Consider the following 23,444-nt stretch of genomic DNA (forward strand, 5'->3'; position numbering starts at 1 on the left):
TGACCTTCTCGCTGCGCGAAGCCTGTTTGACCTTCTCGCCACGTGAAGGGTCATGATGTTCCCGGGAGGTGCGAGATGGACGAGCCGAAGCAAGCGGGAGGACGCTACAGCGTGGGCCAGCTGGCCCAGATGGCGGGCGTGAGTGCACGCACGCTGCGCCACTACGAGGACCTGGGACTCCTCAGGCCCGCCCGGGCGGAGAACGGGTACCGCACCTATGGCCCCCACGACGTGAGGCGCCTGTCGCAGATACTTGCGATGCGCGCCTGCAGCCTTCCCCTCACGACCATCCGTCACCTGCTCAGGGATCCGCAGGCAAGCCTTCGGGATACCCTTGAGTCGCATCTCAGAACCCTGCGCGCGCAGGAGAGGTCACTGACGGACGCGATGGCCCGCACAGAGGCGGCCATCGCGACGATCGAAGGGATCGAGGACATGGACGACGAGAAGAGGTTCGAGGCCATCAAGGCCCAGGGCCTGAGGGAGTTCGAGGAGGCGTACGGAACCGAGGCGCGCAGGCGCTATGGCGATGCGGTCATCGATGCGGCCAACGAGCGCATCATGTCGCTCACGCGCGACGAGTGGGACGCGAAGGACCTGCTTGAGGAGGTCATCAAGGTGCAGCTCCGTCTGGCGATGGCGTCGGGCGACCCCAAGGGGGACGAGGCCGCGGAGCTCGCCCGCCTGCACGAGCGCTGGATGCGCATCCACTGGGGCGAGGCCTACGACCGCGAGACGCACCTGGCGCTGGTGCACGGCTACCTGGACGACCAGCGCTTCAAGGACTACTACGACGCCGCGGCCGGGGATGGCGGGGCGGAGTTCCTCGTGAGGGCGATGGAGGCCAACCTGTAGCGCATGGAACGCGTGGCTGGGGCGGGGCGACGGGCCGTCGCCCTGCCCCGCAGGCTACTCCTGATCCTTGCGGAACTCGCGAATCATCTTGGCCAGGCCCTTGAAGTCGAGGTGCACGTGCTCCTTGTCGTTGTCCACGTGGATGCCGTCCCAGCCCACATGGACCTCTTCGCCCCTCTTGGAGTCGCGGACATGCACGCCCTGGGAGAGGCTGATGTTGACGTAGTCCTGATCGGGGCTCTCGGGGCGTTGCCAAGCGGCCTCCTCCCCTGCCTCCTCGGACGCCTCCTCGGCGACGTGTGCGCCCTCCGTGCCCTCTCCCGAGCTGCCTGCATCCGTCTCGCACTCAGGTGATGCGATTGCCGTCCCCTCGGGATCGGCGAACAAGAGCTCGTCCACCGTCACCTCATAGAGCAGGGCGAGCGCGATGAGGTTGTCGGTGTCGGGGGACGACTCGGCGCACTTCCACTTCGACACCGCCTGACGCGACACGCCGATCCTGGTGGCTACCTGCTCCTGGGAGAGCCCGGAAGCCCGACGGTACTCGTAGAGCCTCTTCGCTGTCTCGATCTTCATGATGGGAGCCTTTCTCTGTCGTCGTTGGTATGAGCCTAGCAGCTGCCTGGCACCATGCTCGACCACACCCAATGCGAAGCGCCACCACTTCTGGCTTGCAATTTCCCCCGCAACCGATAGTTGCAGGGGAAATTGGTTGAGCGACACGTTCACCAAAAGACGCTATAAGGGCGTCGGCAGCCCACATACAGGACAACGCAATCGTTGCCTTTCCCCTCCCACATGCCAGTGTTCTCCCGTTCCTAACGCACGCCATCAAAACAATGCAAGGGCTCGTGCGCCATCGCCTTGCTACCGTGAAAGGCGTTCCTCATCGAGGATGCGCAGGCTGATCAAGGCCACGTGGGAACGGGTGACGGGAGCACACGGATGCAGACAGGCAAGCACAACGGCACACTCAACCAGGATCTCGCGCACGGGCACACTCATGGCCACACGCATTCCAAGGCCCACATCCACAGCCACAGGAACCTGATAGGCTTCAGTGAGCAGGGCATCCCCGTCGTCACGCGCGAGGCCGACCACAGCACGGGCGACGAGGAGGCCGATCGCAAGGCCTTCGTCAAGGACTACATGGATGCCATCAGGGCGTACCGAACGTCCTTCCCCACCAAGGGCCAGCAGAGGGAGCTCACCCCCGACCCAGCGGTCAGGGAGATGATCGAGCGGTCCGACGAGTTGGGATTCAGCACCACCTTCGACCGTTTCGACGCGCAGCAGCCACAGTGCAGCTTCGGCCTGGCGGGCATCTGCTGCAAGGTCTGCAACATGGGGCCCTGCCGCATCTCGGCAAAGGCGCCGCGCGGGGTATGCGGCGCCGATGCCGACCTGATCGTCGCGCGCAACCTGGCGCGCGCTGCCGCCGCCGGCGTGGCACAGCATGGCATGCACGCCCGTGAGGTCATCCTCACGCTGAAATGGGCAGCGGAGGGCAGGCTTGACCTGCCCATCCTGGGCAAGCAGAAGCTCAAGGCGACAGCCGAGAGGTTTGGCATCAAGACCAGGGGCCGCCAGCTGAGGAACATCGCGCGCGACCTGGCAGACGCCCTACTCGAGGATCTGTCACGCACCAACCCGGAGCAGGAGTACCGTACCATCAAGGCGCTGGCGCCGGCCGAGCGCCAAAAGGTGTGGGAGGACATGGACATCATTCCCATCTCCGCCTACCACGAGGTCTTCGAGACCTACCACCGCACGGGCTGCGCGACCGACGGCGACTGGCGCTCCGTGATGGAGCAGTTCCTGCGCTGTGGCCTGGCCTTCACGTTCTCGGGCGTGACCGGGGCAAACCTGGCCACGGACAGCCTCTTTGGTGTGGGTGACCGCGTGACCTCCAAGGTGAACCTGGGCGCACTCAGGGAGGGTTACGTGAACATCGCGGTCCATGGGCACCTCCCCACGCTGGTGCATGCCATCATCGCGGTGGGTCACGAGGACGCCTTCATCGAGAAGGCCAAGGCTGCTGGCGCGAAGGGCATCCGCTTCTACGGCATCTGCTGCTCGGCCCTGTCTGCGATGTACCGCTACGGCGGCGTCATCCCCCTGTCGAACGCGGTGTCCGCCGAACTCGTGCTGGGCACCGGTGCGCTCGACCTGTGGGTGGCCGACGTCCAGGATGTGTTCCCCACGATCATGGAGGTGGCGAGATGCTTCAGGACGACGGTCGTGACCACGTCGGACAGCGCACGTCTGCCAGGCGCCGAGCGCTTCGAGTATGACCACCATCACTCCAACGTCGAGCAGACGCGCAGCCTGGCCGAGGCCATCGTCAACCGTGGCATCGAGAGCTTCCAGCAGCGTCGCGGCATCCCGGTGCACATACCACCGTATGAGGTGGACGCGGAGGTGGGCTTCTCGGTCGAATACGTGGCGCGTCGCTTTGGCGGGTTCGATCCGCTCGCAGAGGCCGTCAAGGACGGCCAGGTGCTCGGCATCGTGAACATGGTGGGCTGCAACAACCCGAAGGTCCCCTATGAGCGCTGCATCGTCGACGTGGTCGATGTCCTCCTGAGGAACAACGTCCTCGTCCTGTCCAACGGCTGCGCGTCGTTCCCCCTGATGAAGCTGGGCTACTGCAACGTGCGTGACGGGCAGGAACGCTGCGGGGCCAGCCTTGCGGAGTTCCTGGGCGACGACCTGCCTCCCGTGTGGCATGTCGGCGAGTGCATCGACAACACGCGCAGCACCGGCATCCTGGGAGGTGTCGCGGCGGCGGCACGGCAGCGCGTATGCGACATGCCGTACGCCTTCAGCTCGCCGGAGTGGTCCAACGAGAAGTCGGTGGACGCCGCCCTGGGCTTCCGCCTGCTCGGCATCAGCTCGTATCATTGCGTCGAGCAGCAGATCTACGGGTCCAAGAACGTCATCGAGTTCCTCAAGGAGGGCACGATGGAGACCCTGGGCAGCCGCATGGTCATCGATGTCGACCCCAAGCGGCTCGGCCAGCAGATCGTCAATGACATGAGGGCCAAGCGAGTCGCGCTTGGCTGGGACTAACGCCCCCAGACAAAGACGTGAAGATCTTCCTCCTGCCTCCTTCTCCTGGGGCGCGTTCGAGTGCGTCCGGAACTATGACTTTACCTGCGAAGAGCGCTTCTATAGCATGTGCAGGTGAGATGTACGTCGTCTTCGAGAGGAACGATATGAGAGCGTTGCTGGTTGTGTCGATGTGCAGACCGATGTGATACGGCAAGGACAAAGCACCAAGGGCCTCATCGAGGCATGCAACGACGTCATTGCGCGCTACGCAGAGAACGTCGTGTACATCGTGAACAAGCTGCCTTGGGAGTCGGCCTCGAAGGTTAGGGAGTTCGTCGCGAGGCTCAGCGTGGTGTCGAAGCTGCTTTTCGATAAGAAGAGAGGCGACGCGTTCTCTCATCCTGCTCTACTGCAAGCGCTTCGAAGCATGGGGCCGATTCGGTCGAGATCATTGGCGCCGACGGGAATCATTGCATCAAGGCGACGGCGCTCGGTGCCCTAAGGAACGGCTTGTCCGCAACGGTCAACATACGTGCCATGTCGTCAAGGAACGAAAGGGCTTTCGATGCGACGAAGCAGCGCCTTCGCAGCGCGGGGGTTGGCTTGGCTGGCCACATAAGCTCGAACGTGCGAGCTGGGTGCAGGTGAACGGACGCGGGACGAGTACGGAACACGGTACTGATGCGGGCGTGGGCGCACCATCACACTTGTACGCCCTACGCCCCCAAGGTGTCAATCGGGATGACGTACACCCCATCCGAGCCTCGCCTGCGCGCCATCGTGCCCTTTCCCAACAGCACGGCCATGAAGCTGGGCTTGGGGTTGCGCGCCGCGGGATTTGCGGCCACCTTCGCAGCAAGCCGCATGAGATTGGCAGCTGCTTTCTCGACCTTCGACTCCCCCGTCTTGATCTCGACGGCAGCCCACCGACCGTCAGCTAGCTCGATGATGGCATCAACCTCAAGGCCGTCGGCATCCGCGTAATACCGCAGGGAGCTCCCGTACGACTCGGGCAGGGCAGAGACGTAGACGAACAAATCGTGAATGCAGAGCGATTCGATCAAAAGACCAAGCAGCTGACCGTCTTTGAGCAAGTGTGAGGGGTCGACACCGAGCAGACTAGCCACGAGGGAGGTATCGCAGAGATAGCGCTTCGGCTTTGTGCGGAGCCTTGACCTCGATCTGATTGGGGCGTCCCAACCCGGCAGCTCCTCGATGAAGTAGTTGCGCCTGAATTCCTCGAGATACGAGGATATGGTCGCATCGGCTGGGGCGACGTCGCCAAGGGCAGCGATGTCGCTTCTCATGGTGCCCATCGTCGCACTTGTCGCCACGTTACGCGCGAGGGACGTGGCAATGCGACGGGACAGGACGGGGCTTTTCCCTGCATGGGGCATACTCACCTCGAACAGTGCGTCGAGATAGCCCGCTGCAACGACCTTGGGGTTCGTCGACTCGCCCGTCTGAAGAGCCGGCCATCCACCACGGCATACTTCGAGCAAATCCAACAACGATTTTCGAGTCAACTCGCTTTGGTCTTTCGAGGAGCTTGGGTACAGACGCACCATGTCAGGACACAGTCAAGTGGGACGGCAGTTGAGAGGTCCGACATGTCTTGTTGGCGGGACCCATGCCTCCGATGTGGTCCAATCGACACAGGAGATTCGAGAGGAAGAAAGCGACAGGCAAAGACAACGCACGATGAAAGGCACGCTTCGCGTCATACCCAGGATACCGCTCGGGTTCGTCGCGATTGCAACGATCGCCTCCGCTGCCTATGCCTATGGCAGCCGCTGAGGCGAAGGGCGACTTCGTGAGGAAAAACACCGAACGGGCGCGAGACGAGCACGGAACACGGTACCGATGCGGACGGGAGCGCACACCGTATGGTTCCGGTCAGGAGGTATAGGCACCGAGCAGGAACGCTCCCAGGAGGAGCAACGCGGGGCGCCACGAGCAGCACGATACCGACCGATGCTGCCTGCCTCCAGGTCTTTCCGTGCACCCCGCGCCAGATTGCATAGGCGACCAGTGCCCCCGGTATGAGTGGATACGTCAGGGGGACGCTCATGGTCATCATGAGCTCCGACCCGTTCCACCGGAGGGAGGACAGCATCTCCACCAGCATCGTGACTAACGCCAATATGGCAATGAGCATCACGACGTCCCTGGTTTCCCTCTCTACCTGTGCCTCGGTGAGGTCAAGGGCACCCTTGCAAGCCTCATCCGCCTCATGCGTCGACATGACTTCCCCCGTCCTCTCCGCCCTCATCAGCTCGATGACGGACACGTCCAAGGCATCCGCCAGCGGTTCGATGGTCCCGATGTCAGGAAAACCCACGCCCTGCTCTCAGCGGCTGACCGCCTTGTCGGTCACGCAAATCCTGTCTGCAAGTAAGGCCTGGGTCGTCCCCTGCTGCTTGCGCCGTCGCGCCACGAAGTTGCCAAACCGGTGTGCATCCATGTGCGCCTCCTTTCAGGGACAAACATGCCCCAGAAGTCCGCGACGGTCAATCGACGCTTCGTTTGCCCGCACAAAAGACCTGTTGGCTCTGTGTCTCTGCCGTACATTGCCAGTGGGATGGCACGTGGCTCCAGAAGGTCACGCATATCAGTCTATAGTTTCCCTATAAAGACAAGTTTAGGCTTACTTTGATGGGAGTGTGTCGCATGAGGACGGCAGAGCAGTACAAGCGCCTCTCCATAGAGGAGTTCACGAAGGCGGCCGAGACGTACGAGACGTACGAGACGGACGATGCCGGCATCTACGAGCCGTGCCGTGCCGAGTACCCCAGCATCCTGAAAGAATTTGAGAGGGAACCCTTCGAGGACCTTCTCGACTGTGGGTGCGGGACGGGTCCCATGACCTCGCTCCTGCACAAGAGATGGCCGAATCGCCGCTACACCGACCTCGGCCTCACGCCCAAGATGATCGAGGTCGCCCGGGCAAAGGCGTGCGCCAACGTCAGGTTCGTGGTAAGCGACTGCAAGGACATCCCCTTCGAGGACTCATCGTTTGACGTCGCAATCTGCTCCATGAGCTTCCACCACTACCCCAATCTCCAGGACTTTTTTGACAGCGTGTCTCGCGTTCTGAGGCCCGGAGGCAAGCTTGTGCTCAACGACAGCACCGGCAACGCCCTTATGGTCTGGTTCATCAATCACGTAGAGCTGCCGCTGGCAAACCTCCTCCACAAGGGCGATGTGCGCATCTATTCCAGAAAGGAAATCGAGCGGATGCGCCAGGAGTCCAGGCTCACCCTCGAAGTCTTCCGAAACGACAGGCTCTGGCATCTTCATGCCGTGATGCGCAAGCCCAGGGCCATTTAGGTGGTCATGCGAGCTGGTCCACCTAGTAAACCAGCTATCACACCTCAGGTGAAACCGAGGATTGCTCCAACCGCCCTTTGGGCTCTACATGTGAGTTACTGGCCTTGTTCGCTCGTCTTCATGTCCGTGGGCAAGTGCGGCGCACAGGCATCGTGTGCCTCATCGCAATGGTTGACAGTGAGATCCTTGAGCACTGACGATGTGGCATAGATGAGGCCGAGCTTCATCTCCTTCCCCGCGGTTGATTTTTCTGGGTGACATTTGACATAGCTTCCATTGTTGCTGACTCCGTGGCGATTCATAATTTCTTAATGAGTTCACAGTCCTTCTGAGTGGACCCACGGTCGAATCACAGCGAAGGCTCCGCTCGCCACACCTGATAGAAACCGGAGGGAGCATATATCTGCTTTCGATTCCATCAACATCGGGGCGGTTATTGCTCGGAAGAGAAAAAGACGCAGCATGACCCAAGGGGATGTCGCGAACTTTGTCGGGGTGTCGAAGGCCGCCGTTTCCAAGTGGGAACTCGGCATCAGTCTTCCCGATATCACGTTGCTGCCAAAGCTGTCCGCGCTTTTCTCCATCAGCATCGAGGAATTGCTGGGCTACGAAGCAATGCTGCCAGAGAAAACAGTCCAGGAGATACGCGACAAACTCCTTGAGGAATTCAAGGCTGATTCAGCAGAGGCATACGAACACCTGGACATCATTGTCAGGCTCCACTACTCGAGCTGGTCTCTGCTGTTCACCGCTGCCGCTTTGTTGCTTGCAGTGAACAATGGGACAGCAGGAGCGAGCAAACATGAGGATGCGATGAGGTTCACAGGCAGGGGCGTAGAGTATTGCGAACGAGTTGAGCGAGATTGTCCGATTGAGGCCCTTGTAAGAAAGGCGAGAAAGTTACATGTGATGTTCTTGCTCCTGTCGCTTGGAGATGGCGGGGAAGGTCTCGACGAAATCGTCGCTCTATTGGGCCCGAACGCAGAAACGGACTCGTCTTCCGCCCCTCTGCTCGCCGAGGCCTACTACATAAGCGGCGATTTCGAATCGGCACGCCACCTATTCCAGCTTATGCTTGCGGATGGCGTAGAGCTTATCCTCGCAAGCGTGCCTTTTATGCTCCGGCTCGTCTCGAGCGAAGACGATGCAGCGATATCCGATTGCGCACTGCTCGCCACACAGCTCTATGATCACTTCGGGAGAAGCGTCATCGACCCTCTTATCGTACTAGGGATTTTCTTCTCGGTTGCATGCATAAGCCTGTCGCGGAAGGACCTGGACGGTGCGACGCGCGCTTTCGCCGCCTACGCTGTCGCAGTGAATGACCTGGATGCAGTGAAGAGTGACCCGAGCGATACTGCCCCCTTACATGCCTTCGCCAAGGCAAGGAGGAACGAAACCCTGGAAGACCTTGTCGAGGGAGGAAACACACTCCGATATATTGAGGAAGCGCTTCGCATCTTGCACGCCCATGCAGAAGCGATGTCATCCAGAACGTGGCTCTGCCTGGCAGAGACGAAGGAATATAAGGGCGCATTGGGCGGGGCGCAGAGGGCAATTGCTCGCTTTAATGAATATAAAAGACTCTCTGAGCAGGAAAGAGAGTTTCAACGATGAAAAACTATCTGACTCTTTCGTATGATTAACATCGTGAGGAACTTTAGCGACTACCAGGACTTAGGGCGGCCCAAGAGGCAGTAGACCAGTATAACGTGCACGTATTGTCACACTGCTCGAAGTGCAATGTGTCTCGCCTCTGCCCAAAGTGCTTCGCAACAACTGAGGATGACCCTTACTACCATCTCGGCGATTCGTTTTGTGCGGCCATTCGCAGAACGATCGAGAAGAGGTTATCTGTCTATGCCACCATTATGAAGAGGAATCCGCATGCATTTTCTCAGGCATTTGGTCAGTAACAGAGGCAGCTCCCTGCGCCTCTTGACTCCATACGTTCGGGGCAACAAGGGCAAACTGACCGGCGCAGGCGCGCTCCTCCTCTGCTATTCGGCCTTGACCGTGCTTCCATCATTGGTTATGCAGCTACTCATCGATGATGGGTTCGGTACTGGAAGGCTGAACATCATAATACTGCTCGCGGTTTCGCTGGTTGTCATTGCAGGTGCCCAATCCCTGCTCTCGGTCAGTGTGGCGAAGCTACTTGCAAGGGTCGGGCAAGGCATCGTCTCGGATTTTCGCGGCGCTTTGGTCTCTCGAGCGCTATCGATGCCTACCGATTGGCTTTCGGACAAGGATGACGGCTATATCGCATCGAGGATTAATGAGGCAAACAACGTCTCCTCGCTTTTCTCACAGACGAGTTTTACCTTTTTGAGCAGTATCCTTCAGGCGATGGTCGCTATGTCACTCATGGCGTCAACCGATGTGCGCATCTTGTTTTTCGCCATGCTGCCGATTCCCGTGTATGCAGCCTATGCGGTTCATTCTGTACGGAAATACAGAGTTGCCATGGCCGAAGCGTTCGAGGCAGGCGCACGACTTGCGGGCAGGACGACGGAGGCGGTTGCGAGCAGGGAGGAAGCGAAGATAAATGCCTCCTCCGCCTATGGGACGAAGAGGGTTGACCGAGCGAACAGGCTATTCAGGGACAAGTCAATCAGGCAGGCTGTTCTTGCCTCCGTGACAGGCGAGAGCATGAAGGTCTTGACAACGGCATCTGCCGCCCTGGTATATATCGTTTGCGGCGTGCTCATGGGTGACTCTAGGTTGTCTCTGGGGCAGATCGTTGCATCCGTGCAGTATGCCTCATACCTCTACAGCCCCTTTCTTGTCGCAGTGTCAGTGTCTATATCACTTCAGCCTGCCCTTGCCGCACTCGACCGTATAGCCGGGGTATTCCCAGCGGATTCCCCTGCCTATGGCGCCCCCGTCATGATGAGGACAGAACCCACGGAGATTGAGATAAGGGATCTGAGCTTTAGGTGGGGCGGTGGGGATAGGATCTTATTTGGGGGACTCAATGCCAACCTAGTACGACCGTCGCTTGTCCTGATCAAGGGCGCCAATGGAAGTGGAAAGACCACCCTCGCCAAGATACTCCTGGGATCGATTCAGAATTGGTCGGGCTCGATCCTTGTTGATGGCATTCCCCTCAAGTCAATAGCCACCGACTCATGGAAAGGGTACTGTTCAGCGGTCTCGCAGCATCCCTTCCTCTTGAATGCCAGCATACGTGAAAACGTCTCGTTCGGGATCGAGAAGATGGATGAGGAAGCCTATGAGATGGCTCTTCACCTATCGGGTCTGGATGAGATCATCAGCAGGCTTCCGGAGGGAGAGCTGACGGAAGTCGGACCGGCCGCCTCAAGGCTTTCTGGTGGAGAGCGACAGAAGGTGGCAATTGCGCGGGCGGTCTTACGTGGAGCATCAGTACTCATATTTGATGAGCCTGCAAGTGGCTTGGACGAGCTATCAAGAACCTGTCTCACAGAGCTGCTCAGAACCCTCTCTCGAGACAGGCTGGTAATCGTGATCGACCATGAGAATTTGTTCAATGACATTGCTACCTCAACGATATGCCTGTAAGCAGAGCATGCTGAGGTGGGGTACGTGGTCAACAGAACATCTCTGAGACGGGACAGGCCAGGCTCTCCTTCCTCGCCTGGACACTATGCCGCTATCAACGTGGGCAAGGAGCTGCACGGTACCTCCTCATGCTCCTGTACGAGGTCGCCTGGCTCCGCTAGGCCACGCTGGCACACACCACGGATACCTCCGCAAGGTCCACGACCGTTAGGCGGGAAGGCCCGTCCGCATCCTCTCTACAGCCGTACTTACCGATCGGGGAAGAAGACCTCCTCCACCTGCGTCTGAAACAGTCGCGCTATCCTGATCGCAAGCCCAAGGGAGGGGTCATACTTGTCGTTCTCGATCGCTATGACCGTCTGGCGGCTGACTCCCAGCAGCGCCGCCATGTCCTCCTGACGGTACCCCGCCCTCTTCCGTCGCTCCCTGACGTTGTTCCTCATGCCGGTCATGCCCTGGAGACGAGGTACATGCCAGCCGCAATCAGAGCCACGACAACGGCCACTGCCCCCAGAAGTACGCGGAGGAGTCGGTTGGGCTCATGATACTCCTCGTCCCCCGCAAGCATCCGCTGCCGAATCGCAAGCCTCGAGAGACCCTGTGCCAACACCCCTCCCAACAGGACCCAGCCCGGGACAGGCTCATATCCCCTCCCGTTCAGAGCCGCCTGAAGGCAGTTGTAGAGGGTCCAGGCAGAGAGCGCAAGGAGCAGGACCCGATAGCCCCACTCTTCCGACCTCAGGAACATGCGTTGGTCCATCTCGTCGGTCTTCTTCATCCAGACCACCCCTTCCGCCTTTGAATGTAAAATACCATTTACATTTTGCATGATACGACATCCAGTGGCTATATGTCAAGAATACTTTACATTTCCCGGGGGAAACTCGCCCCATCAGCGCATGTCCCCAACCGCGGCACACCCAGGTCACAGGACAGGCGCCATGGCATGCGACGTCAGGAGGGAGCGCAGAGAGCTCTACCTGTTACCGGAGAAGCCGACCGCCCAGGCAGCCGGAACGTCATGCACGCACCTCTTCTCGGTACCCCTAGAGCCAGCGCTGGCCCTCGGCGATCGGCTGGCGGAAGATCCTTCCCTGGTCGGACTCCTCCTTCGCCTGGTGGTACTTGAAGAGCATGTCCTCGCCTTGGGCGGGCCCGAGGATCTCGACCTTCCCCGTGACGTGCGAGAGCACGAAGCGGAAGCACTTCCCCTGGCCGTTCTGCATGCGCTTCGCCTGCTCCACGATGCGGTAGCCCTCGCGCAGGGGGACCTGGAACCGGTTGACCACCCCGGCCACCGGACGGCATTGGAAGACGTAGTACGGGATGACCCCGATCGTCGTGAGCCCCCTCAGCAGCGTCCCCAGCGTGCGCGCGTCGTCGTTCACCCCTCGCAGCAGAACCGTCTGGTTGCGGACGGGAATCCCCAACCTGAGAAGGCGGTCTATCGCCTCGGTCGACTCCTTGGTGATCTCCCTCGGATGGTTGAACTGCGTGACGACGTATATCCTCTTCCTCTTGGAATATTCCTCGAGGATCCCCAGCAGCTCGTCGTCCTCCGTGATCCTCTGGGGCAGGGTGACGGGGGTCCGGGTCCCAAAGCGAATGAGGTCGAGGTGTGCGATGTCGCGGAGTCCGTCAAGGTAGCGCCGGATGGTGGCGTTGCTGTTCATGAACGCGTCCCCGCCGCTGATCAGCACGTTCGAGATCTCCTCGTGCTCCCGTATATAGGCGAACATGCCCTCGAGGTGCTGTGAGGTCTCGTCCTCGCTGAGGCCCACCATGCGCCTTCTGAAGCAGTGTCGGCAGTACATCGCGCACTGGTTGGTGGAGAGGATCAGTGCCGTTTCGCGGTACTTGTGCTGCAGTCCGGCCATGACCGTGTTGGACTGCTCGCCGCTGGTGTCGAGGCTACCGCTGCGGTCCGCCTCCGACACGTCGGGGATGCTCATCCTCCTGATGGGGTCATCTGGGTCGTTCGGGTCAATCAGGGAGAGATAGTACGGGTTGACGAACATGGGAAACGTCTGCTGTAGCTCCCGCACGACGGCGACGTCCCCGTCCGACAGGCCGAGGGTGCCTTGAAGGCCACGGATGTCGCTATACCCTTGCGAGATGAGCGTCTTCCAACTCTCCATGGTCCATCCCCTTCGTTTTCGATGCCCTGACGGCCGTGACGGGAGAGACGGTGCACAACGCTTGGGATGCAATGTCCCTCGGCTACGCCTTGCCCAGCTCCTTCGTCTCGGCGATGCCCGCGGCCGCAGCCTCGGGGTCAAGGTAGCGGCCGCTCCCCTGCACCCGTAGGCCGCCAAACGCATCGCTCGTAAACTCGTAGGCGCGCGGAACGCCGGTGGGCACGTTGACGGTGCGAATCTCCTCGTCGGAGAGGCCTTCGATGACCTTGATGAGGGAGCGCACCACCGAGCCATGCGTGACGACGAGGACCGTCTCGCCGAGCGAGAGGCATGGCGTGACGAAGGCCTGCCAGAACGGCTCGAGACGCACGACCACGTCCCTCAGGCACTCACTGCGAATCTGGGCGGGATCGAGGCTGTCGAGCCCATCCTGCGCGATGACGCCATAGCGCGGGTCATCTCCCTGCCACCAGGGCGAGCTCGTGGCAATCTCGGGCGGGCGCACGTCGTAGCTGCGACGGTAGGTCGTGAAGAGCTCCTCGCCGTAGCGCTCCCGCATGGCGGGACGCGCCTCCCCCTGGAAGGAACCGTAGTGGCGTTCGTTCAGCCGCCAGCTCCTAATCACGGGGACCCAGAGGCGGTCGACCACGTCGAGCACGATGTCACAGGTCTCTATCGAACGGCGTAGCAGGGAGGTGAACGCCGCATCGGGTCTGATGCCCGCGTCACGGATGAGCTCGCCGGCATGTCTTGCCTGGTCGCGGCCGCGCTCTGTGAGTGGGATGTCCGCCCAGCCGGCAAAGCGGTTCTGGGCCTTATCCGTCCACGTGGACTCGCCGTGCCTCATGACCACCAACGTCGCGCTTCTCATGGCAGCCTCCCCCCGGTCTTGGCCCCCTGCAACACGCAAACGGTCCTCGCGCGTCAGCAGCACGAAGAGCTCCCTCTTGAAGTTCCCGCCACACCTGTTTGCATCATACCCACCCACTGACCTTCAGGAATCAACAAGTCAGCGAACAGGCAGCATGGGCCGGTAACGCAACCTGGCATTCCTCGCCTTCGCCCTCGCTGGGCTCCGCCTCGTCATTCCGGCAGGCATCAGGCACGATGCGTTCGTCAGGGTGCATCCGTACGTGGAGGACTTCTACACCACGACCCAGAGGGAGACTGCCAACAAGCTCTTCTCCCGCGGCATCGTCGGGGGCATCACGGCCATCTTCGTGGGCGTCATGCTCTCTGCCGTCCTCAACGACAGCGTCGCCTAGGTCGGAAGCGCCTTTCTCGTCTGCGCGGCGGTGGGTGTCGCGCTGATGCTCTACGCATCGCTCATGCATGGTCGCATCGATGTAGGCGCGCATCCTCTCGAACGCGTCACCCCAGTCACAGCGCCTGGTTGCCATGAGTCCCCACCCTACGAGAAGATGCCATGCACGCACTGGCACACCGTAGGATGGCATCCCTGACGTCGGCCTTCCTTCCTCTGCGAGCAGCATATGCCAAGGGATGAGGCGGGCAACGGGAACATGCCCCAGCGTGCAACGGACGAGTGCCCAGCACCCGCAGCTGCTGACGCTACGTCCTGTCTCACTTTTCTCATCCCCTTGACATATACCACAAATGTAATATTCTACTTATAGAATATTACCGAGCGAGAGGGGACGGAATGCTCAAACATGGCGTACTCGGGCTGCTGAGCTATGGAGACATGACCGGATACGAGATCATGGAGGTGTTCAGGGACTCCCTCGCGTTCTTCTGGAACGCGAGCACCAGTCAGATCTATCGCGAGCTCCAAGGACTCGAACGCAAGGGGTTCGCGAGCAGCCGTATCGAGGAGCAGGAGGGACGACCCAACCGTCGGGTCTACTCCCTCACCGAGGCGGGACGGGAGGAACTGTCCCGTTGGCTCTCGCCCACGGAGGCTGACGTGCGTGGCGACGTGCAGATTCGCTTCCCCTTCCTCCTGAGGCTGTTCTTCATGGCAGAGGCACAGGCCAGCGAGCAGGAAGCCTACGTGCAGGTACTCGTCGCGCTCAGCGAGCGCTTCGTCACGGCGATGGAGGATGTGCCGGAAATCATTGGCGCATACGGCTCGCACGAGGACAATGCCGGGAAGTCCGTCTTCTGGATGATGACGGCCGACTTCGGCATCCGCTATGCGCGGATGCTGCACGAGTGGAGCCAGGCATGCAGGGACAAGCTCGATACGCTACAGGAGGAGAAGTAATGAACATCCTGCTCATCAACGGCAGCCCCAAAGGGTCAGCCAGCAACTCCCTCAAGCTCGCGTCGGCGTTCGTGGACGGCATGAGGGACGCGAGGTCGGACGTGGAGCTGCGCACCCTCGACGTGAGGTCGCTGGACATCTCCCCCTGCAGGGGCTGCTTCGCCTGCTGGGGCAAGACGCCCGGCGCGTGCTGCATGCACGATGACATGGCGCAGGTGCTCGAGGACCAGCAATGGACCGATGTCACCGTCTGGAGCTTCCCCCTGTACTACTTTGGCGTCCCCGGCCCCCTTAAGAACCTGATAGACCGCCAGCTTCCCACCTCGCTGCCCTTCATGGTCGACCGCACCGACGGCGTGGGCAACGGGGCGCACCCCTCGCGCGTCGACCGCACGGGCAAGCGCACGGTGTTGGTGTCCACCTGCGGCTTCTACACCTCCGAGGGCAACTACGACGCCGTGACCAGCATGTTCGACCACATCTGCGGACGGGGCGACTACGAGACGGTCTTCTGCGGGCAGGGCGAGCTGTTCCACGTGAGGGAGCTGCGCGAAAAGACCGACGCGTACCTCTCCGTCGTGCGCCAGGCCGGTGCGGAGTTCGCGGAGGCGGACGTAATCGCCGCCGATACGCGCGGGCGGCTTGAGAGGCTCCTCTATCCCAAGGAGACATACGAGGCCATGGCGAACGCGAGCTGGGGCATCAAGGGGGATGGGAGCACGACCGCGCCCTCGTCCGAGGCCCTTGCGTTCACCAGGCAGATGGCACTGCTGTACAACCCGGCGACGTACGCCGGCACGACGCGCGTGGTCGAGATGGACTACACCGATGTCAAAGAGGTGTGCCAGATCAACCTGACCGACCAGGCGGCCGAGGTCGTCGAGGGGCGCCCCGCCACCGCGACCACGGTGATCAGGACGCCGCTTGCGGTGTGGCAGCAGATCGCCCGCGGGGAGCTCGAGGGCACCCAGGCGCTCGGCCAGGGACTCTACACGGTGGAGGGCGACTTCTCGCTCATGATGGAGTGGAACAAGGTGTTCGGCTCCAACGAGGAGCCAACCGAGGCTGGCCCCACATCGGATGCGACGAAGCCCGCGCGCAGGCCACCCGTGATGATGGCGTCCCTGCTCCCCCTGATGGCGTTCTGGATCGCCACCCCCATCAATGCCCTGGTGGGCTCCCTGGCCGTGCTCGTCACCTGCGCGATAGAGCCCCTGCTGCTCGTCCGGCGCGAGACGACGGTGTATGACACCCTCTCCCTTGCCATGGCATCCCTGCTCTCGCTGGCGGTGCTCACCGGCGTCGGGGGGTCGTGGGCGCAGCCGGTGTCGTATGTGCTGTACGGGGCCATGTGGGCGGCGTCGTGCGCCACGGGCGTCCCGTTCACCGCCCACTACGTCAAGGCCCGCTATGGCGGGGACAGGGCGCTGGGAAACCCCCTCTTCATGGACTGCAACCGGATCCTCACCTTGACGTGGGCGGTCGTGTTCGCGCTCAGCGCCGTGCTGGTCGCGACCCTGTCCGCCACCCCCCTGCATCCCTACTCGGGCATGACCGTGAGCGCGCTTTCCCTGCTCATGGGTGCCTTCACCACGTGGTTCCAGCGCTTCTACCCCGCCTGGGTGGCGGCAGGGAGACCATCGCCCCTCGGATGACACGCGCCCCATCCCGACGATGTCGCACCAGGCTGCCATCGTCTCCCCCTTGACATTCATATGATATTGAGTAACGTATTCATATGGTATCAAGTAACATACGGATACGCGAAACGGGGTGGTGCGCATGGCCACTGGACAGGGAGACATCCGGACGACACCGGATGCACGGACGTCGGTGCGGGCATGGAGGGCCTTGGGCGGCTTGTGCCTCGGCACGTTCGTGTGCTTCGCCAACACGACGGCCTTCAACGTCGCCCTCCCCACGATCTCCGTCTCGCTGGGGGCCGGCCAGGTGGAGCAGCAGTGGATGGTCTCGGCATACAACCTGATCTTTGCGGCGTTCATGCTGCTCTCGGGATCCCTGGGCGACAGGTGGGGCGTCAAGCGCACGCTGTTGCTGGGCACGGGCGCCTTCGTCGTCGCATCGGTCATCGGCGTCCTCGCGCCCAACTCCATGGTCACCATCGTTGCACGGGGCCTCATGGGACTTGGGGCGGGCTTCTACGTCCCCATGGGACTGGCCCTCATCAAGTACCTGTTCGACCCTGAGGGACAGCTGCGCGCCCTCACGCTGCGCGCCATCGCGATGACCCTGGGGGCGCCCTTTGGCCTGGTGCTCGGGGGCCTGCTCGTCCACTTTGCCGGCTGGCGCTCCATCTTCGTGTTCGACCTGGTGGCCTTCGTCGTCACCATGCTGCTCAATGCGGCCCTCCTGCCCCATGACGGGGAGCTGCTCCATGAGGGGGACGGTGCGTCCGGCGGTCGGCTGCCCCTCCTCTCGGCGCTGCTCGCACTCGTTGGCCTCTCCCTGCTCTCGGCCGGCCTCATCAACGCGCAGGTCTCCCTCGCCTCCCCGGACTCCTGGGGCCTGATGGTGGCGGGTGCCGTGGCAATCGCGCTGTTCGTCCGCCACGACACGCGGTCCTCCAACCCACTTGCCGAGCTTGGCCTGCTACGCACACCCTCGTTCGCGGCCGCTTCGATGTCCCTGCTCGCACTCAACCTCGCCATATCGGGCATACTGTTCGTCCTGCCCTCCTACGTCGAGACGGCGCTCGGGAACGGCGCGCTGGTAGGCGCCCTCATGCTCATGCCCATGGTCATCGCCGCCATGGCGGGATCCGCCATCACCAAGCAGGTCGCGGATGGGCTGGGCAAGCGACGGGCATGCATGGGGAGCCTCGCCCTCATCGCCCTCGGCCTGGTCGTCATGGCCGTGTCGACGACCCTCATGGGCTATCCCTTCATGGTCGTGGGGCAGTGCGCCTGCGGCCTGGGCATGGGCATGGGACTGCCCACCATGCAGGGATGGGGCATGGAGCGCGTCCCCAACCAGCGAGCAGGTGGCGGCTCCGCCCTCATCTCCACCTTTCAGCAGCTCGGATGCCTTGTGGGTATTGGCTCTCTCGGCTCGATCGTGGGTTCGGTCTATGCCGCGACATGCCGGGGAGGTGCCGCCGAAGGCTTCGCGTCCATCTCGCTTGCCTTCGAAGCCGCAGACACACAAAGTGACGTGCAGGCACAGGCGATACGTACCGCCGCGAGTGGCGCATATGCCCATGCTATCCTGGTGACGTTCTGCGTGACGGCCGTCGTGCTCCTCCTAGTGGCGGCATACGTCGCATACACATCAAAATGGGAGCAGGAAGACCATGCGAGAGACTGGGCAGGCTGACAGACGCGGCACCTCGGTGCGGGCCGTACGAGCTCGAGAGACGTGGCAGGGAGAGCGCCTGCGCTCGACGCGCTCCCGCCTGCGCTCCTGCGGCCTCAGGCTCATCGCCGAGCGCGGCTACGACGAGACGACGGCACGCGACATCGCCCAGGCCGCCGGCGTCTCCGTCATGACGTTCTTCCGCCACTTCCCCTCCAAGGAGGACGTCATCCTGGGGATGCCGCCCGACAGCGCCGCCATCGTGGTCGCCGAACGCACGCTGGGCACGGCAGGAGAGGACGCGCGCCCGCTCGATGTCGCCCACACCGTCCTCGATGCCGTCGTGGGCGAGCTTGGCGGGGAGGGGCTCTCGGACGTCGCCCTCAGGCTCGCCATCGTGCACGAGAACCCCACGCTCCTGAGGGCACTGTACGCGCGCGTCCCGCGCTGGGAGCAGGTCGTGGCCACGCTGCTCTCCCCTTCGCTGCGTACGGATGATGATGACTTTGCGACGCACCTCACGGCAGCTGCCATGGTGTTGTACTGGGTCGAGGTCATGCGCGAGTGGTCACACCGCGGCGGAACCGATGCGGACGCCGCGCTTCTGCGCACGGTCGCCGACGAGGCGGGCGAGGCACTGGCGGCATCAGGGGCGCACTGAGGCGCTCACCGCCTTCGATGGCACCAAGATCAAGGTTCAGGGTCCGTGAGAACGACACGCCCCTGAAGGACTTCAGGACGTGGTTCGCAGGACCGGTTGTCACGAGCCACCGAGACAGAGCAACGGCAGCCATCGGCCTCAGGTCACGCCTCGTCATTCCTCGTCCTCCTGATCGCAACCGGGTATGTCCGCAGTCCGCAGGCGAGCATCTCGTCTCGATATGTGGGGTGTCATCCCCGTCACACCCGTCCGAGCAGGCAGCGAAGCCCAGCCTGCCGCCGCATGACCACCCCCGCCCGGGGCGGCGACCTCAGCGTCCCCATTTTCGTGCGCCCCATGGTACCCGACCCCGACCGTGCAAGAGCGCTATCGTGGAGGCGGACAGGACGAACCCCACCCAAGGAAGGAATGTCCCATGGACCTGACCGAAGCTATCGAGACACGCCACTCGGTGCGCGCGTTCACCGACGAGCCCATCGACCCCGGGCAGCGCGAGGAGCTCGAGCGCATCATCGCCGAGGAGAACGCGGCCGGCGACCTGCACATGCGCCTGATCTGCGACGAGCCCAAGGCCTTCAGGAGCACCATGGCGCACTACGGCAGGTTCCGCAACGTGCGCACCTACCTCGTCCTGGCAGGCGTCCCTGCCGACGACCTCGAGGAGCGCTGTGGCTACCACGGCGAGCGCGTCGTCCTGGAGGCGCAGCGCATGGGGCTTAACAGCTGCTGGGTGGCACTCACCTTCAAGCGGCGCCAGGTGAGGCGCATGCTGGAGCCGGGCGATCGGCTTGTGGTCGTCGTGGCCCTGGGGCACGGCACCACGCAGGGCGTCCCGCACCGCTCCAAGGACGCGAACAAGGTCGCGACGGGCCTCCCGGGCTCCCCGGACTGGTTCCAGCGAGGCGTCGAGGCGGCGCTCCTTGCCCCCACCTCCATCAACCAGCAGAGCTTCCTGCTCACCCTTGTGGACGGGCGGGATGACGACGGGGTGGCGCCCACCGTACGAGTGGAGTCCAAGGGTGGCCCCTATGCCACCGTGGACCTGGGCATCGTCAAGCGCCACTTCGAGCTGGGAGCCGGCAGGCCCCTGCGCTGGGCATAGGGATCGAACCAACCCGCGGGGCCGGACGTGCCCCGACCACACATCCGAGGAGGGCCTCATGACCACCTTCAACGGCACCATGCTCCAAGGCTTCTCCTGGTACCTGCCAGCCGACGGCAAACACTGGGAGCGCCTGCGCAAAAACGCCAAGGCCTTCGCTGCCAGCGGCATCACCAGCATCTGGCTCCCGCCCGCCTACAAGGGGCAGGCCGGTGCTAACGACGTGGGCTATGGCGTCTACGACACCTACGACCTGGGAGAGTTCGACCAGAAGGGCAGCGTCGCCACCAAGTACGGCACCAAGGACGAGTACCTTGCCGCCATCCGTGCCCTCAAGGCCGCAGGCATCCAGGTGCTCGCGGACGTGGTGCTCAACCACCGCATGGGCGCCGACGAGGCCGAGCAGGTGCGAGCCGTGGAGGTCAACCCCCAGGACCGCGACCAGCCCGCAGGCGGCGAGCAGACCATCACGGCCTGGACCCGCTACACCTTCCCCGGGCGCGCAGGCGCGTACTCGACGTTCACCTGGAACTGGCACTGCTTCCACGGCTGCGACTACGATGCCGCCACAAACCGCAGCGGCATCTTCCGCTTTGCGGGCAAGCACTGGGACCCCGACGTCACCCACGAGAACGGCAACTACGACTACCTCATGGGCTGCGACGTCGACGTGATGTACCAGCCCGTCTTCGACGAGCTCGTGGCCTGGGGCGCGTGGTACACCAAGACCTGCGACCTCGACGGCTATCGCCTGGACGCCGTCAAGCACATCGAGCGCGAGTTCTACCGCAGGTGGCTGGCGCAGATGCGCGCGACGAGCGGCAAAGAGCTCTTCACCGTGGGCGAGTACTGGTCGGGCGACCTCCAGGAGCTCAGGGACTATCTGGGCGACGACGCGCCCATGAGCCTCTTCGACGTGCCTCTACACTACAAGCTGTACACTGCCTCGACGTCGAACGGCGACATGGACCTCTCCACCCTCTTCGACAACACGCTCGTAGGTGCCGATCCCACTCATGCCGTGACCTTCGTGGAGAACCATGACACCCAACCTGGCCAGGCCCTGCAGTCCTTCATCGAGCCCTGGTTCAAGCCCAGCGCCTATGCCTGCATCCTGCTGCGCGAGGCCGGCTACCCCTGTGTCTTCTACGGTGACCTCTACGGCATGCCCAACGACGGCAACGTCCCCGCCGTGGCCGAGCTGCCCCTGCTCATGGAGGTCCGCCGTCGCTTTGCCTATGGTCCCCAGCACGACTTCCTTGCGAACGCCGATGACATCGGCTGGACGCGCGAGGGCGATGGAGACCATGAGGACAGCGGCGTGGCCGTGCTTCTCACCGACCGCGACCAGACGCAGCTTACCATGAGCGTGGGCACCTCCCACGCCGGCGAAACGTGGCGCTGCGTGCTGGGAGACGAGGCAGATGTGACCATCGCGGATGACGGATCGGCCACCTTTAGCGTAGGCGGCGGCAGACTTGCGGTCTACCTGCCCGAAGGTGCCGTCGCCATGCTGGAGAGCGACTTCAAGGCACTGCGCCGGGCAAAGCGTCGCGCGCCCAATCCCTCGCCCACAGCGTAGACGTAGGTGTCTCATGGCCTCCGTGGAGCGTTTTGGCCCCAAGTGCGTGGCTCCCTTGTCGCTTCTGCGACGGTGGAAGGCTCGTTTGCTGCCAATTTCCTCGCCCGATGCGCTCGAGGTGGAATTGGATGGCACGTGACGGGCCAATTGCGCCCTTGATTTCTCCCGAATTGGCAAGGAGCATCACGCACTTGGGGCCAAAACGCTCCCGCGACCGCCGGGATGGGTGTGTCGGCACTCGCCGTGGGTGCCCATCGTCGCATCAGCGCCGACGGGCATCGCCACGAACCTGCCGACAATATGTGAGGCAGCCGATCCATAGGCGATAGGATCCCCATACGCTCTGGAATCCATGCTGGTGAGAGCATGATGATGACCACCGTGGTGCCAGCTGCTGCACCATCCCTGCAATGCCACACACAACGACCGGGATGGTCGCAACCCCACCAGCAACGGTACCCGCACCCGTACCGCCCATGATGGTGATGGTGGCACTGCCTGGGTGTCGGAGGAGGAGTGGGGATCGACTTGGGGTGCGCCGTGTCATAGCGGTGTCCCAGACGCCGAGATCCACATAGCCCTTCTCATACGCACGGGCATCGGCCTTGTCCTGGTCGGTGAGCTGGTAGGCGATGAGCCCCGTGCCATCGATGGAGACGCGAACGGTACCATCCCGTACCATGGCGGCCACATGGTACGTGTGCCCGCAGGAGAGGTCGGCCGCCACCTGGGTGAAGGTATGGTCGCCCTTGAAGTCGAACAGCCGCAGCGTGCCATCCGAACGAAGCCGGATGGCGTAGCAGCCGCCAAACGGATCGGTGATCTGAGAGCCAAACACCAGGTTGGTGGTGGAGTCGCTGTAGTTCACGTCCACCTCATACGAGAAGTTCCCATCCAGGCTGTACTCCTCGGAGGACATGAGGAACGCGTTGAGCCCGGCGCCATCGACGTGATAGGCCCGGCCATCGATGTGCCACGTGCCTGCCGTGGGAGTGAGGCCATCGACGTTGGTCTTGAACTCGTTGGCATGGACGGTGACGGTGATGGTCTTGGTGATGGAAGGATCTGCCGCACTCGCGATGGTGATCGTCGTGGTGCCAGGCCTGCTGGCGACGATGCTGAGGCCTGTATCGGCGCGTACGACCCACGCCACGCCTGGTTCGCTCGAGGAGACGGTCCAACCCTGGTCCGTATAACCCGGCGTCACCCACACGCGCACGTCGCTCGTGGCGCCAGGGTTGGCAACCACAGACGTGGCGTCAACGCTGATGCCGGTAGGCGTCAAGGACTGCTCGCCCTTGACGGTCCAGATGCCGGCCAGCTGATGCACCGTGGCATCGAGCGTTGCCACACCGTTCTCGGCGAATGCGGCCAGACCATCGGGATAGCCCGTGGGGAAGATCTGGTTGGCATCAGAGATGGTGTCATCCGCCGTGAAGACCTCGACGCTCATGCGATCCACGAAGATGTGGAGGTCGACGGAGCCGTCGGGGTTGGTCACGACCTTGGCCTGCCGATCTGAGGCTGAGAACGTGTCACTGACGGTGATGCCGGACTGGGAGCGGTCGATGGCGATGGTATGCGTCGAGAAGTCTGGGGCCGGATGGCACGAAGGCACGTACACCAGGAGAACGGGGCAG

General features: G+C 62.5%; 23 protein-coding genes. 14 read left to right on the forward strand and 9 right to left on the reverse strand.

Translation table 11 applies throughout. The annotated features are described in order from the left end of the window. Positions 1-75 precede the first annotated feature (75 nt). Positions 76-855: a MerR family transcriptional regulator gene (locus HMPREF1316_RS05270; RefSeq protein WP_021725851.1), complete on the forward strand. Its 780-nt coding sequence runs from the start codon at positions 76-78 to the stop codon at positions 853-855. Positions 856-909: 54 nt separating this feature from the next. Here HMPREF1316_RS05270 and HMPREF1316_RS05275 read toward each other — a convergent pair whose 3' ends face one another. After that, entirely contained in the window at positions 910-1,431 is a 522-nt protein-coding gene (locus tag HMPREF1316_RS05275; RefSeq protein WP_021725881.1) for a helix-turn-helix domain-containing protein, read from the reverse strand. A 369-nt stretch (positions 1,432-1,800) separates the two neighbouring features. Between HMPREF1316_RS05275 and HMPREF1316_RS05280 the strand changes: the two genes are divergently transcribed. The 3 genes from HMPREF1316_RS05280 (at position 1,801) to HMPREF1316_RS14700 (ending at position 4,557) form a co-directional block, all read left to right on the forward strand. Beyond that, positions 1,801-3,927, forward strand: coding sequence for an anaerobic carbon-monoxide dehydrogenase catalytic subunit (locus HMPREF1316_RS05280; protein ID WP_021725847.1), 2,127 nt, complete (start codon positions 1,801-1,803; stop codon positions 3,925-3,927). A 172-nt stretch (positions 3,928-4,099) separates the two neighbouring features. Beyond that, positions 4,100-4,411, forward strand: a complete 312-nt coding sequence (locus tag HMPREF1316_RS14695; protein WP_232204444.1) for a hypothetical protein — start codon at positions 4,100-4,102, stop codon at positions 4,409-4,411. Continuing rightward, positions 4,384-4,557: a cysteine hydrolase family protein gene (locus tag HMPREF1316_RS14700; protein ID WP_232204445.1), complete on the forward strand. Its 174-nt coding sequence runs from the start codon at positions 4,384-4,386 to the stop codon at positions 4,555-4,557. Before HMPREF1316_RS14695 ends, HMPREF1316_RS14700 begins: the two co-directional genes overlap by 28 nt. A gap of 68 nt (positions 4,558-4,625) precedes the next feature. Here HMPREF1316_RS14700 and HMPREF1316_RS05290 read toward each other — a convergent pair whose 3' ends face one another. From HMPREF1316_RS05290 to HMPREF1316_RS14035, 3 genes are all read right to left on the reverse strand, one after another. Beyond that, positions 4,626-5,477 carry an ATP-binding protein gene (locus HMPREF1316_RS05290; RefSeq protein ID WP_021725787.1) on the reverse strand — a complete coding sequence of 284 codons (852 nt, stop codon included), beginning with the start codon at positions 5,475-5,477 and terminating at the stop codon, positions 4,626-4,628. 152 nt (positions 5,478-5,629) lie between these two features. Next, positions 5,630-6,250 carry a hypothetical protein gene (locus tag HMPREF1316_RS05295; protein ID WP_040651446.1) on the reverse strand — a complete coding sequence of 207 codons (621 nt, stop codon included), beginning with the start codon at positions 6,248-6,250 and terminating at the stop codon, positions 5,630-5,632. A 9-nt stretch (positions 6,251-6,259) separates the two neighbouring features. Then, on the reverse strand, positions 6,260-6,373 hold the full coding sequence (locus HMPREF1316_RS14035; RefSeq protein WP_021725893.1) for a helix-turn-helix domain-containing protein: 114 nt from the start codon (positions 6,371-6,373) through the stop codon (positions 6,260-6,262). 206 nt (positions 6,374-6,579) lie between these two features. Between HMPREF1316_RS14035 and HMPREF1316_RS05300 the strand changes: the two genes are divergently transcribed. The 3 genes from HMPREF1316_RS05300 to HMPREF1316_RS05310 all read left to right on the forward strand — a co-directional run bounded on the left by HMPREF1316_RS05300 (position 6,580) and on the right by HMPREF1316_RS05310 (position 10,782). Beyond that, positions 6,580-7,239, forward strand: coding sequence for a class I SAM-dependent methyltransferase (locus HMPREF1316_RS05300; RefSeq protein WP_021725813.1), 660 nt, complete (start codon positions 6,580-6,582; stop codon positions 7,237-7,239). A gap of 435 nt (positions 7,240-7,674) precedes the next feature. Then, entirely contained in the window at positions 7,675-8,856 is a 1,182-nt protein-coding gene (locus tag HMPREF1316_RS05305) for a helix-turn-helix transcriptional regulator (protein ID WP_269594303.1), read from the forward strand. Positions 8,857-9,126: 270 nt separating this feature from the next. Continuing rightward, entirely contained in the window at positions 9,127-10,782 is a 1,656-nt protein-coding gene (locus tag HMPREF1316_RS05310) for an ABC transporter ATP-binding protein (protein WP_021725914.1), read from the forward strand. A 248-nt stretch (positions 10,783-11,030) separates the two neighbouring features. On the opposite strand, the gene HMPREF1316_RS05315 is transcribed toward HMPREF1316_RS05310, so the two are convergent. The 4 genes from HMPREF1316_RS05315 to HMPREF1316_RS05330 form a co-directional block, all read right to left on the reverse strand. Beyond that, positions 11,031-11,234, reverse strand: a complete 204-nt coding sequence (locus HMPREF1316_RS05315; protein ID WP_021725829.1) for a helix-turn-helix transcriptional regulator — start codon at positions 11,232-11,234, stop codon at positions 11,031-11,033. After that, complete coding sequence (locus HMPREF1316_RS05320) at positions 11,231-11,560, reverse strand: hypothetical protein (protein ID WP_021725899.1); 330 nt, start codon at positions 11,558-11,560, stop codon at positions 11,231-11,233. The genes HMPREF1316_RS05315 and HMPREF1316_RS05320 overlap by 4 nt, the downstream gene beginning before the upstream one ends. A gap of 268 nt (positions 11,561-11,828) precedes the next feature. Next, positions 11,829-12,920, reverse strand: coding sequence for a KamA family radical SAM protein (locus tag HMPREF1316_RS05325; RefSeq protein WP_021725798.1), 1,092 nt, complete (start codon positions 12,918-12,920; stop codon positions 11,829-11,831). Positions 12,921-13,002: 82 nt separating this feature from the next. Then, positions 13,003-13,791, reverse strand: a complete 789-nt coding sequence (locus HMPREF1316_RS05330) for a 2,3-bisphosphoglycerate-dependent phosphoglycerate mutase (protein WP_040651530.1) — start codon at positions 13,789-13,791, stop codon at positions 13,003-13,005. A 262-nt stretch (positions 13,792-14,053) separates the two neighbouring features. Between HMPREF1316_RS05330 and HMPREF1316_RS14860 the strand changes: the two genes are divergently transcribed. From HMPREF1316_RS14860 to HMPREF1316_RS05365, 7 genes are all read left to right on the forward strand, one after another. Then, positions 14,054-14,185: a hypothetical protein gene (locus HMPREF1316_RS14860; RefSeq protein ID WP_269594289.1), complete on the forward strand. Its 132-nt coding sequence runs from the start codon at positions 14,054-14,056 to the stop codon at positions 14,183-14,185. A 398-nt stretch (positions 14,186-14,583) separates the two neighbouring features. Further along, complete coding sequence (locus HMPREF1316_RS05335) at positions 14,584-15,147, forward strand: PadR family transcriptional regulator (RefSeq protein ID WP_021725766.1); 564 nt, start codon at positions 14,584-14,586, stop codon at positions 15,145-15,147. Then, the gene (locus HMPREF1316_RS05340; protein WP_021725886.1) at positions 15,147-16,802 is read left to right on the forward strand and encodes an NAD(P)H-dependent oxidoreductase; all 1,656 of its coding nucleotides are present in this window, start codon (positions 15,147-15,149) and stop codon (positions 16,800-16,802) included. The genes HMPREF1316_RS05335 and HMPREF1316_RS05340 overlap by 1 nt, the downstream gene beginning before the upstream one ends. A gap of 196 nt (positions 16,803-16,998) precedes the next feature. Next, positions 16,999-18,480: an MFS transporter gene (locus tag HMPREF1316_RS05345; protein ID WP_198009593.1), complete on the forward strand. Its 1,482-nt coding sequence runs from the start codon at positions 16,999-17,001 to the stop codon at positions 18,478-18,480. Further along, positions 18,458-19,120 (forward strand): TetR/AcrR family transcriptional regulator, encoded by a 663-nt coding sequence (locus HMPREF1316_RS13170; protein WP_021725864.1) that lies wholly within the window; start codon positions 18,458-18,460, stop codon positions 19,118-19,120. The genes HMPREF1316_RS05345 and HMPREF1316_RS13170 overlap by 23 nt, the downstream gene beginning before the upstream one ends. Positions 19,121-19,535: 415 nt before the next feature. Continuing rightward, positions 19,536-20,222 carry a nitroreductase family protein gene (locus HMPREF1316_RS05360; protein WP_021725922.1) on the forward strand — a complete coding sequence of 229 codons (687 nt, stop codon included), beginning with the start codon at positions 19,536-19,538 and terminating at the stop codon, positions 20,220-20,222. Between the two features lie 58 nt (positions 20,223-20,280). Next, positions 20,281-21,804 carry an alpha-amylase gene (locus HMPREF1316_RS05365; RefSeq protein WP_021725811.1) on the forward strand — a complete coding sequence of 508 codons (1,524 nt, stop codon included), beginning with the start codon at positions 20,281-20,283 and terminating at the stop codon, positions 21,802-21,804. A gap of 262 nt (positions 21,805-22,066) precedes the next feature. Here the strand turns inward: HMPREF1316_RS05365 and HMPREF1316_RS05370 are convergent, their stop codons facing one another. Further along, the gene (locus HMPREF1316_RS05370) at positions 22,067-23,428 is read right to left on the reverse strand and encodes a GH32 C-terminal domain-containing protein (protein WP_021725765.1); all 1,362 of its coding nucleotides are present in this window, start codon (positions 23,426-23,428) and stop codon (positions 22,067-22,069) included. Between the last annotated feature and the right edge of the window lie 16 nt (positions 23,429-23,444).

Origin of the sequence: Olsenella profusa F0195 (assembly GCF_000468755.1) — a bacterium.
Taxonomy (GTDB): domain Bacteria; phylum Actinomycetota; class Coriobacteriia; order Coriobacteriales; family Atopobiaceae; genus Olsenella_F; species Olsenella_F profusa.

Bases quoted from the DNA above. Each gene is read 5' to 3' on its own strand.
- HMPREF1316_RS05320 (WP_021725899.1), bottom strand. From the start codon at position 11,560: ATGAAGAAGACCGACGAGATGGACCAACGCATGTTCCTGAGGTCGGAA.
- HMPREF1316_RS05365 (WP_021725811.1), top strand. From the start codon at position 20,281: ATGACCACCTTCAACGGCACCATGCTCCAAGGCTTCTCCTGGTACCTG.
- HMPREF1316_RS05275 (WP_021725881.1), bottom strand. From the start codon at position 1,431: ATGAAGATCGAGACAGCGAAGAGGCTCTACGAGTACCGTCGGGCTTCC.
- HMPREF1316_RS05315 (WP_021725829.1), bottom strand. From the start codon at position 11,234: ATGACCGGCATGAGGAACAACGTCAGGGAGCGACGGAAGAGGGCGGGG.
- HMPREF1316_RS05360 (WP_021725922.1), top strand. From the start codon at position 19,536: ATGGACCTGACCGAAGCTATCGAGACACGCCACTCGGTGCGCGCGTTC.
- HMPREF1316_RS05290 (WP_021725787.1), bottom strand. From the start codon at position 5,477: ATGGTGCGTCTGTACCCAAGCTCCTCGAAAGACCAAAGCGAGTTGACT.
- HMPREF1316_RS05340 (WP_021725886.1), top strand. From the start codon at position 15,147: ATGAACATCCTGCTCATCAACGGCAGCCCCAAAGGGTCAGCCAGCAAC.
- HMPREF1316_RS05270 (WP_021725851.1), top strand. From the start codon at position 76: ATGGACGAGCCGAAGCAAGCGGGAGGACGCTACAGCGTGGGCCAGCTG.
- HMPREF1316_RS05310 (WP_021725914.1), top strand. From the start codon at position 9,127: ATGCATTTTCTCAGGCATTTGGTCAGTAACAGAGGCAGCTCCCTGCGC.
- HMPREF1316_RS05330 (WP_040651530.1), bottom strand. From the start codon at position 13,791: ATGAGAAGCGCGACGTTGGTGGTCATGAGGCACGGCGAGTCCACGTGG.
- HMPREF1316_RS05280 (WP_021725847.1), top strand. From the start codon at position 1,801: ATGCAGACAGGCAAGCACAACGGCACACTCAACCAGGATCTCGCGCAC.
- HMPREF1316_RS05335 (WP_021725766.1), top strand. From the start codon at position 14,584: ATGCTCAAACATGGCGTACTCGGGCTGCTGAGCTATGGAGACATGACC.
- HMPREF1316_RS05300 (WP_021725813.1), top strand. From the start codon at position 6,580: ATGAGGACGGCAGAGCAGTACAAGCGCCTCTCCATAGAGGAGTTCACG.
- HMPREF1316_RS05325 (WP_021725798.1), bottom strand. From the start codon at position 12,920: ATGGAGAGTTGGAAGACGCTCATCTCGCAAGGGTATAGCGACATCCGT.
- HMPREF1316_RS14035 (WP_021725893.1), bottom strand. From the start codon at position 6,373: ATGGATGCACACCGGTTTGGCAACTTCGTGGCGCGACGGCGCAAGCAG.
- HMPREF1316_RS13170 (WP_021725864.1), top strand. From the start codon at position 18,458: ATGCGAGAGACTGGGCAGGCTGACAGACGCGGCACCTCGGTGCGGGCC.